General features: G+C 39.6%; 13 protein-coding genes. 6 read left to right on the forward strand and 7 right to left on the reverse strand.

What is annotated here, in order from left to right:
* Positions 1–398 precede the first annotated feature (398 nt).
* The 3 genes from C3K47_RS00435 to nudK all read left to right on the forward strand — a co-directional run bounded on the left by C3K47_RS00435 (position 399) and on the right by nudK (position 2,353).
* Positions 399–956, forward strand: a complete 558-nt coding sequence (locus tag C3K47_RS00435; RefSeq protein WP_103787104.1) for a GrpB family protein — start codon at positions 399–401, stop codon at positions 954–956.
* Between the two features lie 311 nt (positions 957–1,267).
* Positions 1,268–1,741: a DUF3291 domain-containing protein gene (locus C3K47_RS00440; protein ID WP_103787105.1), complete on the forward strand. Its 474-nt coding sequence runs from the start codon at positions 1,268–1,270 to the stop codon at positions 1,739–1,741.
* 33 nt (positions 1,742–1,774) lie between these two features.
* On the forward strand, positions 1,775–2,353 hold the full coding sequence (gene nudK, locus C3K47_RS00445; protein WP_103787106.1) for a GDP-mannose pyrophosphatase NudK: 579 nt from the start codon (positions 1,775–1,777) through the stop codon (positions 2,351–2,353).
* Positions 2,354–2,527: 174 nt separating this feature from the next.
* Here the strand turns inward: nudK and C3K47_RS00450 are convergent, their stop codons facing one another.
* The gene (locus C3K47_RS00450) at positions 2,528–3,295 is read right to left on the reverse strand and encodes an endonuclease/exonuclease/phosphatase family protein (RefSeq protein ID WP_103787107.1); all 768 of its coding nucleotides are present in this window, start codon (positions 3,293–3,295) and stop codon (positions 2,528–2,530) included.
* Positions 3,296–3,586: 291 nt separating this feature from the next.
* Between C3K47_RS00450 and secA the strand changes: the two genes are divergently transcribed.
* The 3 genes from secA to C3K47_RS00465 all read left to right on the forward strand — a co-directional run bounded on the left by secA (position 3,587) and on the right by C3K47_RS00465 (position 8,903).
* Positions 3,587–6,889, forward strand: coding sequence for a preprotein translocase subunit SecA (secA, locus tag C3K47_RS00455; protein ID WP_103787108.1), 3,303 nt, complete (start codon positions 3,587–3,589; stop codon positions 6,887–6,889).
* A gap of 136 nt (positions 6,890–7,025) precedes the next feature.
* Positions 7,026–7,664, forward strand: a complete 639-nt coding sequence (locus C3K47_RS00460) for an SPOR domain-containing protein (RefSeq protein WP_103787109.1) — start codon at positions 7,026–7,028, stop codon at positions 7,662–7,664.
* Positions 7,665–7,718: 54 nt separating this feature from the next.
* Positions 7,719–8,903, forward strand: a complete 1,185-nt coding sequence (locus tag C3K47_RS00465; RefSeq protein ID WP_103787110.1) for a M20 metallopeptidase family protein — start codon at positions 7,719–7,721, stop codon at positions 8,901–8,903.
* Between the two features lie 97 nt (positions 8,904–9,000).
* Here C3K47_RS00465 and C3K47_RS00470 read toward each other — a convergent pair whose 3' ends face one another.
* The 6 genes from C3K47_RS00470 to C3K47_RS00495 form a co-directional block, all read right to left on the reverse strand.
* The gene (locus C3K47_RS00470) at positions 9,001–9,666 is read right to left on the reverse strand and encodes a hypothetical protein (RefSeq protein WP_103787111.1); all 666 of its coding nucleotides are present in this window, start codon (positions 9,664–9,666) and stop codon (positions 9,001–9,003) included.
* An 80-nt stretch (positions 9,667–9,746) separates the two neighbouring features.
* Positions 9,747–10,433: a type 1 glutamine amidotransferase domain-containing protein gene (locus tag C3K47_RS00475; protein ID WP_103787112.1), complete on the reverse strand. Its 687-nt coding sequence runs from the start codon at positions 10,431–10,433 to the stop codon at positions 9,747–9,749.
* A gap of 76 nt (positions 10,434–10,509) precedes the next feature.
* On the reverse strand, positions 10,510–11,553 hold the full coding sequence (locus C3K47_RS00480) for an NAD(P)-dependent alcohol dehydrogenase (protein ID WP_103787113.1): 1,044 nt from the start codon (positions 11,551–11,553) through the stop codon (positions 10,510–10,512).
* A 199-nt stretch (positions 11,554–11,752) separates the two neighbouring features.
* Positions 11,753–12,205 (reverse strand): RDD family protein, encoded by a 453-nt coding sequence (locus C3K47_RS00485; RefSeq protein WP_103787114.1) that lies wholly within the window; start codon positions 12,203–12,205, stop codon positions 11,753–11,755.
* A 46-nt stretch (positions 12,206–12,251) separates the two neighbouring features.
* Complete coding sequence (locus C3K47_RS00490; RefSeq protein ID WP_103787115.1) at positions 12,252–13,583, reverse strand: DUF58 domain-containing protein; 1,332 nt, start codon at positions 13,581–13,583, stop codon at positions 12,252–12,254.
* Complete coding sequence (locus C3K47_RS00495) at positions 13,583–14,581, reverse strand: AAA family ATPase (RefSeq protein ID WP_103787116.1); 999 nt, start codon at positions 14,579–14,581, stop codon at positions 13,583–13,585. The genes C3K47_RS00490 and C3K47_RS00495 overlap by 1 nt, the downstream gene beginning before the upstream one ends.
* Positions 14,582–14,616 lie beyond the last annotated feature (35 nt).

Raw genomic sequence — 14,616 nt, forward strand, 5'->3', positions numbered from 1 at the left:
TCTTTTAAGCAATTCGATTTCAATTCTTAAATAAGAAAATTGTAACGGAGGCACTTATAACTACCTCATTAGTCCGTTTAATGCTCAATTGGGCAGTAATTTTAAAATTGATGGGCGAAGGAAGTAGCGCTTTGAAAGTTATAGCTGTATATTTAAATACCTTGTAAGGGAGGCTTTTGCCTCCCTTTTTTATTAAGAACAAGTAGGCTTAAGAGTGAAATTACTGCCTTTTTTTGAGAGTGAAACAGAAAAGTTATTTTTGAATGAACAGCCCTGCGGGCTACTACTTTTTTGAAGGAATGAGAATATTCAATTAAAGAAATATACATGCATGCAATTAACATACATACAAGTGTTGCGTATAGCGAAACCGTTGTTCCTCATTTAAGAAAAACAGAATGTTAATCGAAAAATATACATCAAATTGGATTAAAGATTTTACGGACATAAAACGTGAAATTGATAATGGGTTAAACGGACTTGAATATAGTATTGAACACGTTGGAAGTACTTCGGTGCCAAATTTAGCTTCCAAACCAATAATCGATATTGATATTATCTATTTTAATCAAGTGGATTGGGGCAAAATTAAATCAGGCTTAGAAGAAATCGGATATTACCACAATGGAAATCAGGGAATCGAGGACCGTGATGTTTTTAAAAGGAGTGGGAAATGGACAAGTGAAATTTTAGATACCGTAAAGCATCATCTTTATGTTTGTCCGAGTAACAGTAAAGCATTGGAAAGACATATTTTATCTCGGGACTTTTTAAGAAAAAACGATTGGGCCAGATTAGTGTACCAACAAATGAAATACGAATTGGCAGGAAAGGCCAATCAGGATAGGAAAAAATATGCTGAACTGAAGGAAATAAACGTTAATGGTTTTATTGATTCAATTATAGAAAAGGAAAAAAACGAAGGCACAACATCGGTTTGGCAATATGGCGGTTAATTTCTTCCAAGAGCATTGACAACACAGAATAATCGGGAGATATCTTTGAAATTATAGAAGACGTTAAACAAGAAGCTGATCTAATAAAACATAGTAAAATGCACCTGGTTATATCTATCAGATTGTTTCAACTGCATGCTAATGATTAATTTCTGCGTACACAGCGTTTAAATCCTGCACATTTTTATCTATTTTCAAAGACGAAGAACATCTACCAGAATAATACGTTTACTTAAATCTGACCCGATTACAATCTACTCGTTTGTCGGAATCATCCTAATTCAATCCTTCAAATACATATATCATTAACTATGAACAATAAAAAATATCACCTTTCTCAATTCAATATCATAAAACTTAAAGATCATATCGATTCTCCGGTTGTTAAAGAATTTAAAGATTTTTTGGCTCCTGTGAATCAACTGGCTGAAGAAAGTCCGGGTTTTGTATGGCGACTTAAAGACGACAATGGAGCAAGTGCGGCCAACGTAGAAACGCCATACAAAGACGAGTTGATATTTGTTAATATGTCGGTGTGGCAAAATTATGACTATTTGAAATCGTATACCTATCAAACGGTTCATAGCTATTTTTTGAAAAGCAGAAAAAAATGGTCCAATGAAATTGAGGGCCATAGAGCCGTAATGTGGTATACCGAAGAAGGAGTAATTCCATCTTTAACTGAAGCTAAAGGAAAACTGGATCTGCTGAACCAAAATGGCTCTTCCTTAACTGCATTTAGTATGACTGATATCTATAATTTTGATGGAACAAAACTCAAATAGTAAAAGCTGCTAACGCTCAAACCTTACCTATAAATGATCGACAATATTCAAATCTTAGACACCCAAGTGCTTTCTGATAATTGGTATGTACTTAGAAAAATAACCTATGAGTACACCAAAAAGAATGGTTCAAAACTGACCCAAAGCAGAGAAGTTTACGATCGCGGAAATGGTGCGACCATTTTACTTTATAATAAAGCGCAGCGAACCATTATTCTTACAAGACAGTTTCGCCTGCCAACCTTTGTAAACGGAAATGAGAGCGGAATGTTAATTGAAGCCTGCGCAGGTTTGTTGGATAAAGACAATCCGGAAGATTGTATCAGACGGGAAACTGAAGAAGAAACAGGGTATAAAGTTACCGATGTACGTAAAGTATTTGAAGCGTATATGTCGCCGGGTTCGGTAACAGAAATCCTTTATTTCTTTATCGCCGAATACACCAAAGAGATGAAAGTGTCTGAAGGAGGAGGTGTTGAGCATGAGGAAGAAAATATTGAAGTATTAGAAATTGATATTAACGAAGGGATGAAGATGATAGAACGTGGGGATATTAAAGATGCAAAAACAATTATGTTACTTCAATATGTTAAACTCAATAATGTTTTATAACATAATTTGATGTAGCTGAATCTCCAGAGCGTTAGAAAGGCCCGTGTAATAGCACAGAAAAATTGAAATTGTTGCAGTATTATTAAAACCAATATAATGCTAAAAAGAAAGCCAACCTGTTGTGGGCCGGCCTTCTCTCAATTACAATAGTTATGGATTTTGTTGAACAGCACACTAAAACACTTCCAGCTTTGCTTCTACGGGGTAATGATCAGAATATTCATTGGTATAAATTTTATATTGCAAGACACTCCAGGTGTTTTTTTTTGATAGCAAGATGTAATCAATGCGCTTTTGAACTCCGTTAGTCTCATAGGTAAAAGCAGACCCTCCTGAATCCTGCCATTTTTTCTGAATCTGGTCAAACTCCAGATCTTCCGGTGCAATATTCAGGTTTCCAGCCAAAATTACCGGGTTTTCAATATCAGCAACAGCCCTGTAAATGGTATTCAACTGATCTTTACGAACCAGAGATGATTCCTCATTTAAAAATGCACAAATAAAAGTAAGATGTTTTTTGTTGGCATCCAGTACGTTAACTAATATCGCTGCCTGCGGAGCCGCCTTTTTACCAGCTGATAATTCAATTTTTTGGGTAGAGGTGATCGTCCATTTAGAAAGTAAGGCAATTCCATTGGTTCCATTATCCACTTTCTTTAAAGGCACATACACTATGTTCATACCGGTAACTTGTTCCAAAATCTGTGGTTGGTTTAAATTGCCTGAGCGGGCCACCACGCTGTCGATATCTTGCAAGGCAATAAAATCAGCTTGCATGCCGTACAAAAAAGAGCCGATGCCCTCAATGTCGAACTTCTTTCCAGCAGGATTTTCACCATGTCTTAAACTAAATGTAACAGCTTTTAACTTGGTAGATTGTGCATTGGCAAAGGGTATCGCCAATAATACCAATAGGGTAATAGGTACAAAAACTTTCTTCATAAATTTTTGAAATTTAAAGGGTTAAAAAGGTTTTTTAATCCTCAAGAGAAAGGTTTTTCGATGTGTTGGTCGACGCAAACGTAACTAAAATTGTATACAATACAAATTTTAAGTAAAAAACTAATTCTAAATGATTATTTCGGTATTAATACTTAAGTGTAAAACTTTGCATCGGTTTGAATGGCAATAGTTAAAAAACATTAACTTTACCCCCTTGTGTGGTGTCATTTTGGCGGTATAGCTCAATTGGCTCGATACTTGAGTTTTCAATGCAGTAAAATTTTTAGAAGAATGTTAGGTTTTTTAACAAAACTATTCGGCAGCAAGTCGGAAAGAGATATCAAAGCCTTGCTCCCTATAGTTGAGCAGATCAAGGCTGAATACTCCCAATTACAGAACCTTAGCCATGATGAACTTCGTGCTAAGACCAATGAGTTTAAGAAAAGAATAGCAGATTTCCTTAGTGAGATTGACGCTGAAATCGAAAACCTTCAGAAAAAAGCAGAAGACCATGACATGGGCATTACCGAAAAGGTAACTATCTATGATCAGGTTGACAAGCTTAAAAAAGAAAGAGATCAACAGCTTGAGAAAGTATTGTTGGAACTTTTGCCTGCCGCATTTGCTGTAGTTAAAGAAACTGCTCGTCGCTTTACTGAAAATAGCGAAATTGAGGTTACTGCTACACAAGCCGACCGTGAGTTAGCTGCCCGTAAAAGCAATGTTATCATTAATGGCGATAAAGCCATTCATAAAAATACCTGGATGGCTGCCGGCAATGAAGTTACCTGGAACATGGTTCATTACGATGTACAGCTGTTAGGTGGTACCGTTTTGCACCAGGGTAAAATTTCAGAAATGGCTACCGGTGAAGGTAAAACACTTGTGGCTACCTTACCAGCTTATTTAAATGCCATCTCTGGCCAAGGTGTTCACATTGTAACGGTGAATGATTACCTGGCTCGTCGTGATAGCGAGTGGATGGGTCCTTTATATGAATTCCATGGTTTAAGAGTTGATTGTATTGATAAGCACCAGCCTAACTCTGAAGAACGTCGCCAGGCGTATTTGGCCGATATTACTTTCGGTACCAATAACGAATTTGGTTTCGACTATTTACGAGACAATATGGCCCGTAACCCGGATGAGCTTGTGCAACGCAAATTACACTTTGCAATGGTTGATGAGGTTGACTCAGTTTTAATTGACGATGCCCGTACACCATTGATTATCTCCGGTCCTATTCCTCGTGGCGATCAGCATGAATTTTATGAATTAAAACCACGCATTGAACGCCTGGTAAATGCTCAAAAAAATGCGGTGAACGGCTTTTTAACGGAAGCTAAAAAATCACTTACCGAAAATAAATCCGATGAAGGTGGTTTAGCTTTATTACGTGCATTCCGTGGTTTGCCTAAAAGTAAAGCCTTAATCAAGTTTTTGAGTGAGCAAGGCATGCGCCAGGTTCTACAAAAAACGGAGAACTACTATCTGCAAGATCAACAAAAAGAAATGCCTAAAGCCGATGCCGAATTATTCTTCGTGATCGACGAAAAGCATAACTCTATAGAACTTACCGAAAAAGGTATTGAAATGATCACCGCCAATGGTGAAGATCCTCATTTCTTTATCATGCCTGATGTTGGAAATGAAATTGCTGAAATTGAAAAATCACATTTGAGTGATGAAGACAAAATCAGTAATAAAGATGAATTAATGCGCGATTTCGCCATTAAATCAGAACGTATCCACTCGGTTAACCAGTTGTTAAAAGCATATACTTTGTTTGAAAAAGATGTTGAATACATCATTGACGAAGGCAAAGTGAAAATTGTAGACGAGCAAACCGGCCGTATTATGGAAGGACGCCGCTACTCTGATGGTTTGCACCAGGCTATTGAGGCGAAAGAAAACGTGAAAGTTGAAGACGCTACTCAAACATTCGCAACCATTACCCTGCAAAACTATTTCCGTATGTATCATAAACTTTGTGGTATGACGGGTACTGCTACCACTGAAGCGGGCGAGTTTTGGCAAATCTATAAACTGGATGTTGTTGAAGTGCCAACCAACAAAGGCATTTCGCGTAAAGATCAGGAAGACTTAGTTTATAAAACTGCGCGTGAAAAATATAACGCAGCAGTAGACGAGATCGTAAAATTAACGCAGGCTGGTCGTCCGGTACTGGTAGGTACCACATCGGTTGAGATCTCTGAGTTGCTAAGCCGTATGCTGAAGTTACGTGGCATTAAACATAACGTGCTGAATGCTAAGCTGCACCAACGTGAGGCAGAAATTGTTGCTGAGGCGGGACAAGCTGGAACGGTTACCATTGCAACCAACATGGCTGGTCGTGGTACCGACATTAAGTTAGGCCCAGGCGTAAAAGAAGCAGGAGGTTTGGCCATTATTGGAACCGAGCGTCATGAATCTCGCCGTGTAGACCGCCAGTTACGTGGTCGTGCAGGACGTCAGGGTGACCCGGGGTCTTCACAGTTCTTCGTTTCATTGCAAGATGAATTAATGCGTTTGTTCGGATCGGAGCGTATCGCATCGTTAATGGATAAAATGGGCTTGGAAGAAGGTGAAGTGATTCAACATTCAATGATTACCAAATCTATTGAGCGTGCTCAGAAAAAAGTGGAAGAAAATCACTTCGGAACTCGTAAGCGCCTGCTTGAGTACGACGATGTGATGAACTCGCAACGTACCGTTATTTATGGAAAACGTCACAACGCCTTGTTCGGTGAGCGTTTAGAAGTAGATATTGATAATATGGTTTTTGACACGGTTGAAGAACTTGTTCAACAGTACCGTGAAGAGAAGAACTTTGAAGGATTTAAGCTGGATGTATTACGTGTATTTGCGTATCATACCGAAATGACTGATAAAGACTTTTTGGATGAAAGCGCTGCAAACGTAGTTTCATCTGTATATCAGCAAATTTCCAACTTCTATCGTCGTAAATCAGATACAATAGCCAAAAATGCTTATCCGGTAATTAAGGATGTTTACGAAACTCGCGGACAGGCAATTGAGAATATCATTGTACCGTTTAACGATGGCGTAAGAGGATTCCAGGTTTCGGTTAATCTTAAAAAAGCTTACGAAACTAAAGGCGAAGAAGTTGTTCATGCATTTGAGCGTTCGGTATTGTTATACACTATTGACGATGCTTGGAGAGAACACTTGCGCGAAATGGATGAATTAAAGCAATCGGTTCAAAATGCCGTTTACGAGCAAAAAGACCCGTTATTGGTTTACAAGTTCGAATCATTCAATTTGTTCAAACAACGCTTGTCGAGTGTTAATAAAGAATCCTTAGACTTCTTGTTTAAAGGTAATATTCCGATGAATGAGCCGGAAGAAGTTCGCGAAGCAGCGCCAATTGAACGTACTGACTTGAGCAATTTAAAAGTTAGCCATCCGGAGTATCAGGACAATGGTAATCACGGGTTGCCTCCAGAGCTGGCTCACGACATTGCTGTAAAACAACAACCGGTACGCGTAGAGCAAAAAATAGGTCGTAACGATCCTTGTCCTTGCGGAAGCGGAAAAAAATATAAAAACTGTCACGGAGCTGGTCAGCTCTAGTTTTAACAGTTTTGCAATAAAATTTTTAAAGTACGGTTTCTGATCGCATTGCGATCAGAAATCGTACTTTATTTTTTAGTAGTCTGTTGTGTAAAGTTTAACTTTGCTAAATTGAACGCATTATAACAGGAAGCAGATGATAAAGGGAAAAACCATAATTGCCGTGCTCGCATTGTTTTTAGCAATGCCAGTTATTGTTTACGGACAGCAAAAGCCTTCAAAACCGGCTGCTAAACCAACCACCACTAAACCAGCACCAAAACCGGCAGCCCCTGCTAAACAAAACACTCCGGCTGATGGTAAAAGCATTGTTCCGGCCACCAAGCCTGAAAAATCTCCTGTTGATGCACCAAAAAAAAATGAAATAGATGATAATTCGGGATTTGAAAACACAGCTCCTTTAAAAGATTCTATCCTTCTTTCAAACGTTGAGGTTATTGCTCAGCCAGGTATTAACGAGTTATTGGCCAAACGAATAGAAATTAACCGTAAACCGCCGGCTTTTGGTTACCGACTGCAAATATATTCGGGCCCAAACAGAAATGAAGCTTACAGTTTACAAATCAAATTTGCGCTTAAATACCCTGAATTGGGCAGCTATTTAAGCTATCAAATGCCCAATTATAAATTAAGGGTTGGTGACTTTGCCAACCGCCCTGATGCTGAAAAGCTGAGAAAAATGCTGGAAAAAGACTTTGATGTAGCTTTCATTGTTTCTGATAAACTGAATCCTCAAAAGATCTATCTGGAAGGAGAAACAGAACTGCCTCAATAAAGGCTCTGTTATTGAGCACTAAACAAAAACTATTCTTAATGTTCTTTACAACTTATGCTTAAAGATAAAATAAAGGCATTGGCAACAGACATTCACCAAGAATCAATTGCCAATCGCCGTCATATACATGCCAACCCTGAACTTTCTTTCAAAGAATTTAAAACCTCTGCATTTATTGCTTCAAAACTAACCGAATGGGGTATACCTTTTGAGCATAAAGCCGAAACGGGTATTGTTGGCCTGATAAAGGGAGAAAAGCCTTCTGATAAAGTGTTGGCATTAAGAGCCGATATGGATGCTTTGCCGATTTTGGAAGCCAATGAAGTAGTGTATAAGTCAACAAATGAAGGCGTAATGCACGCCTGTGGGCATGATGTGCATAGTGCTTCTTTATTAGGAACGGCTAAAATATTATCAAGCTTGAAAAGTGAGTTTGCAGGAACTGTAAAATTAATTTTCCAGCCTGGCGAAGAATTACTGCCCGGAGGTGCCAGTATAATGATAAAGGAAGGGGTACTAGAAAATCCAAAGCCTGCAGGAATTATTGGCCAACACGTAATGCCTTTAATTGATGCAGGTAAAGTAGGCTTCCGGTCGGGACAATACATGGCTTCTACAGATGAGCTTTACATTACGGTAAAGGGCAAAGGTGGCCATGGCGCGCAACCGCATATGAATATTGATCCGGTGCTTATCTCGGCCCATATTATTGTGGCTCTTCAGCAAGTGGTGAGCCGTATAGCCGATCCTCGTTTACCTTCGGTATTATCTATCGGAAAAATTATAGCCAATGGCGCTACCAACGTTATTCCTAATGAGGTGAAGATGGAAGGAACTTTCAGAACGCTTGATGAAGAATGGCGTAAGGAAGCCCATGTCCGTATGAAAAAAATTGCCGAAGGCATTGCTGAAAGTATGGGTGGAAGCTGCGAGTTTACTATTGCTCATGGTTATCCTTTTTTAGTAAACGAAGAGAAGATAACCGCTGCCGCTAGAGCTTCTGCTGAAGAGTATTTAGGTAAAGAGAATGTACTGGACCTGGACATATGGATGGCTGCCGAAGATTTTGCTTATTATTCACAAGTAACTGATGCTTGTTTCTATCGTTTGGGTACACGGAATGAAGAGCGGGGCATTACCTCATCTGTTCATACTCCAACTTTTGATATTGATGAAAGTGCGTTGGCAATAAGTACCGGATTAATGGCATATATTGCATTAAAAGAATTGGGTAATTAACCCGTCTCTAATTATTAATTGCTCTATGACGAATGAATAATGGCGAAAAAGCTGTTTTATTTATTCATTATAGAGCAATTGTTTTTATAATCCTTTATTAATTTTTTGGTAAAGGAGCACCCACGGCTATATCACAACGATGCCCAGGCTGCCCATGAGGAGGGTTCATCCCTTCAGGTGTTATTGCAGAAACCGGTGCGGGAACAGTTTGCGGTTGAGAGGATACGGAAACCGGAGCTGCAGAATTACTCTGGTTTACAGCAGCTGTTTTTGGTTTTGAATTTAGCGGAGCTCCCACTGCAATATCGCATCTGTGCCCTCGCTGACCGTGTGGAGGGTTCATGCCTGGCTTGGTGGCCGTTGTTATAGGAGCCTGTACATTTGCCTGTTTTACAGAGGGTGCCGTGCCATTACTTGGTTGTGTTCCCTGACTTTTATTGGAAGTAAGCATTTGAGCTGGTGTGGATAAAGAAGCTCCAACTGGAATATCGCACCGATGGCCGGGTTGACCATGAGCAGGGTTTACAGGATTCACTCCTGGTGATTGTCCGAAGTTTTGAGAGGAAGGAACACTAACTGAGCTTGCTTTGCTTGTATTGGAAACAACCTTTTGGGCATTTTGTGCAGCTCTTAAGTTATTTACAATCATGGCATTTTTAGCTTGATCTGCAGGTGCCACAGCAACTGTTGCGGGCTTCTCCTGATTACAGGAAACTAAAAATAAAGCTGATAAAAATGAAATGGTAACGTAAGCTTGTTTCATACAGTTAGGTCAATAATAGAAAGTACATAAATCTAAACTTTCTTTTATAATCTAACCTTAGTTTTTCATTAAAGCTACAGTCATTTAATATGATCAATCATTGCCTCTGCTACCAGATCAGATGAAGCAGGGTTTTGACCGGTAAACAACAAACCATCATGTTGAGCAAATGGTTTAAAATCGTCCCCTTTCCGGTAATCGGCTCCAAGGTTTAGTAACTCAGTTTCCAGTAAAAAAGGAACTACATGGGTTAAACCAACCAATTCTTCTTCACTATTAGTAAAACTGGTTAGCTTTTTACCTTTAACAATTGGTTCCCCTTTTTCGTTTCGCAAAGCAACCAAGCCCACCACACCATGGCAAACCGCACCTATCGATTTGTTTTGTTTATGAAAAGTTTCCAATAATTCTTTTAGGTCATAATTGTCTGCTAAGTCCCACATGGGCCCATGACCGCCCGGCAGAAACACCATATCAAAGTCGTCAGCCTTAACTTCTTCAATCTTTTTGGAATTAGTCAATTTATTTAGCGCTTCCTGATCGTTCTTAAAGCGTTCGGAGCTCGGAGTGCTAGACTCAGGCTCTTCACTCTTTGGATCAAGAGGAACCGCTCCTCCTTTAGGTGAAACAATGGTAATATTGGCTCCGGCATCTTTAAAAACATAATACGGAGTTGCCAATTCCTCGAGCCAAACCCCAGTTTTATGGCCTGTTTTACCTAAGTCGTTATGAGAGGTGGTTACAAGAAGCACATTTAGATTTTTCATTTGCTTGTATTTTTAAGTGGTAAACAAAGCGGCCCATTCATTAGAAATAAGCCGCTTTGTCAATATTTATCACCTGTTAGAGCGTAGCCATATCAATTACAAAACGATAATGAACGTCACCTTTAAGCATGCGCTCATAAGCTTCATTAATTTGATTCATGGAAACTATCTCAACATCCGACATAATGTTATGTTCGGCGCAATAGTCGAGCATTTCCTGGGTTTCTTTAATGCCTCCAATTAATGAACCGGCTAAGCGACGGCGTTTAGCAATAAGGTTAAATGTTTGAATCTTTGGCGATTCAGGAGGAACACCTAATAAAACCATGGTTCCATTAAGTCGCAATAAATTCAAATAAACATTTAAGTCATGTTCCGCCGAAACCGTATCAATAATAAAATCGAAGTAATTGGTTACTCCTTTCAGCTGTTCTTCTTCTTTGGTTACCACAAATTTATGTGCTCCCAAATCCTTTGCATCTTTCTCTTTTGATGGAGAAGTACTAAGTACAGTAACTTCGGCGCCCATGGATGCTGCAAGTTTAACGGCCATGTGACCCAATCCTCCTAAGCCAAGAACACCAACTTTATGCCCTTTACCAATTTTCCACTCTTTTAATGGAGAATAGGTTGTAATGCCCGCGCAAAGTAAAGGCGCTACTCGTTTAAGGTCGAGTTTATCTGAAATGCTAAGCACAAAGCTTTCGTCAACAACAATTTGGTTTGAATAACCGCCGTATGTTGGTGTTTTCATGTCCATTTCAACGCTATTGTATGTTCCCACCCAATGCACCTCACAGTATTGTTCATAACCCTGCACACAGCTGGAGCAGGTACGGCACGAATCAACTAAACAACCCACGCCTGCCAGATCGCCCGCTTTAAAGCCAGTCACTTTTTCACCAACCTTAATCACTTTACCCACGATTTCGTGACCGGGCACCATCGGGAAGATAGAGCCTCCCCACTCATCGCGAACTTGGTGAATGTCGGAGTGACAAACACCGCAATATTGAATTTCAATCTGAACGTCAAACGGACCTACTTCCCGACGTTCGAAATTAAATGGCGCCAAGGGCGCTTTTGCCTGAGGGGCGGCATAACCTTTTACTTGAATCATTTTAAAAATTGATTAAATAATATTGTTCGATAGATAAACCAAGGTCGTTTTACGACACGAAGCAAGAACTAAAATGGAATGTGAAAAAGAGAAAACACAAATGCCCTTATCTTGTTTGGGCATTTGTGTAATTGCATGCTTTATAAAATTAATAAAGCAAAAGCGGGAATGCAAAGAAGAATAAGTATTTAAAACAAGCTTAATATTGATCTTCCGGAGTCACGTACTGCTCTTGATCAAATATGTCGACAACAATGGTTTTGGCAATCAAATCACCAAAGCGCTGATGTTTTTCAGTAAACTTCAAGGCGAGAATGCCCGGAATTCCACAGCAAAATATATCAATAGGATCGAGAAGTCTTCGCAGGAATGCCTGGGTCATTCCAATGGTATTGCGTGTGTCGGTTATTACTTTTAATCCCATTGATTGAAATCCTAAGGTTCCTCCCCAGATTCCTTCAATAATTACAAAATAGAATATCCAAAACACAACAACAGGGAAAACGATATCCCATTCATAAAAGGTGAATTTACCATCTGTTTGTTTCCCAAGAACAGCGAGATAGTAATAAAAAACAATTGAAAAAATCAGGTAATCCAGAATTGCGGCACTAATTCGTTTCCGAAAGTTCGATTTAATTTTTAATTCCATAAAGCAATTGATGGTTATGTGGTTAAATTTTTTTGGTACTATTTCTTTATATCAACCCCCTTGCTTTAAACTCCAGGTATCGGTTTAGGGTATTAACGGTAAGCTTAGCCGGAGGGGTTAATAGTGTGTGGACTCCATGCTGATTCAGTTCTTTTACAATCAGTTTTTTGTCGTAAACAAACTTCTCAGCAATGGTTTTCAGATAAATTTCTTCCGTATTGGCCGGTCTTGAGTTTAGCAACTCATCCATCTCCGTATTTTCAAAAAATACGGTAAGCACCAGGTGATGCTTGGCTAACTGCAATAGGAAGGGCAATTGTCGACGCATAGCTGCCAAACTTTCAAAATTGGTAAACAGTACCAATAAGCTGCGTTGATTAATATTTACACGGATATTGGCAAACAGCTTATCGTAATCCGATTCCTTAAACTGAGTGCGCTGATTGTAGAGCAACTCTAAAATATGTTGCAAATGAACCGGCTTTTTATCGGCCTTAAGAATACTGCTGATCTTATTGGAAAACGTAATTATACCCGCCTTATCACCTTTGATCATGGCCGAATTGGCTAATACAAGTGAAGCGTTGATTGAATAATCAAGTAGGCTCATTCCCTCAAAAGGCATTTGCATAACCCTGCCCTTATCGATAATGCAATAAACTTGCTGCGATTTCTCATCCTGGTAGTTATTCACCATCAATGATCCTTTACGTGCCGTTGCCTTCCAGTTGATTGTACGGGTATCATCGCCTGCAACGTAGGTTTTAATCTGCTCGAATTCTGAACTATGCCCAATCCTTCGGATCCGTTTTATCCCCAGCTCAGGCAAACGGTTGGAAATGGCCATTAACTCATATTTGCGCATCTGGATAAATGAAGGATACACCGGAACGGTTTTTCCCTGATCAAATCGAAAACGGCGACGAGTCAGCCCAATTACAGTAGAGATAAAAATGTTAATTGCTCCAAATTCGTATTCCCCTCGCTTAACCGGTCGAAGCCAGTAACGTAATGTTTTTGATTCCCCGCTTTTCAGGGTTTCCTTAAACAGCACATCTCTTTTTTGAAACTGGTGCGGAATTTCATCAATAACCTTAACGTATGTCCCAAATGTATAGCGGTTTTCGAGATATAGATAGATCTCATTCTCACTACCGTTTGATAGCTTTTCGGCCATTTCTCTACGCGCAAAGAAACCTTCTTTCAGCAAGAAAACAGAAAGGTAATCAATAAGAGTAAGTACTATAAAAACGGCAAAGATCGCCTTTGCCGAACCGTATAAAAGTGGCAGAAAAAAGGAAACAACGAACAGCACCCCACAACTAACCAGCAGGGTGAAGAATCGATTGCTTAGGTATAAGTCCTTAATGAAACGCACTATCTTGGAACTTCAATTTTTTGGACAATCAGTTTGATGATTTCATCGGCGGAAGCACCTTCCATTTCTTTCTCCGGTGTAAGAATGATACGATGACGCAATACCGGATAAGTAAGTTCCTGTATATCTTCTGGAGTTACAAAGTCACGACCTCTGATAGCGGCTAATGCTTTAGCGGAATTTAACAATGCCACTGAGGCGCGTGTAGAAGCCCCCAAGTACAGGAATTTGTTATCGCGTGTACTGTTCACAATTTGAGCGATGTACTCGAGCAATTTCGGTTCAACATGCACCTGGCGGATCTTATCACGTAAAGACGTAATAGTTGCTGAATCTAAAACTGCCTTCACTTCATCCAGTTTATTGGCAAAGCCGGTGTGGTGACCGTTTAATATTTGCACTTCTTCCTCTAATGAAGGATATTTTACCTCAATTTTAAACAGGAAACGGTCGAGTTGCGCTTCCGGCAAACGATAAGTTCCTTCCTGATCAATTGGATTTTGGGTGGCCATAACCAAGAACGGGAACGCCATCGGGTAGGTTACTCCATCGTTTGTTACCTGACGCTCTTCCATTACCTCGAATAAAGCAGATTGTGTTTTTGCCGGCGATCGGTTGATCTCATCAATAAGAATGATGTTTGAAAAAATCGGGCCTTGTTTAAACTCGAAAGTGGAGGTTGAAGGCATATACACCGAAGTTCCCAATACATCCGAAGGCATTAGATCAGGTGTAAACTGAATGCGGCTAAAGTTTGAATGGATAGTTTTGGCCATGAGCTTTGCCGTTAATGTTTTGGCAACCCCCGGAACGCCTTCGATAAGTACGTGACCATCGGCAAAAATAGCTGTTATCAGCAATTCAATAAAGCTTTGCTGTCCCACAATTACCTTAGCCAATTCCTCTTTGATCTGGCTTATACTTTTATTTAATTGTTCAAAATCAATACGCGACTGAAATACCGGGGTTTCTTCTGAACCTGTCGATACTGTTTCCATGTTATTTTCCAAGGTTTCCAAACTATTTAAATTAC

This window comes from Solitalea longa (assembly GCF_002920915.1).
Classification (GTDB): Bacteria; Bacteroidota; Bacteroidia; order Sphingobacteriales; family Sphingobacteriaceae; genus Solitalea; species Solitalea longa.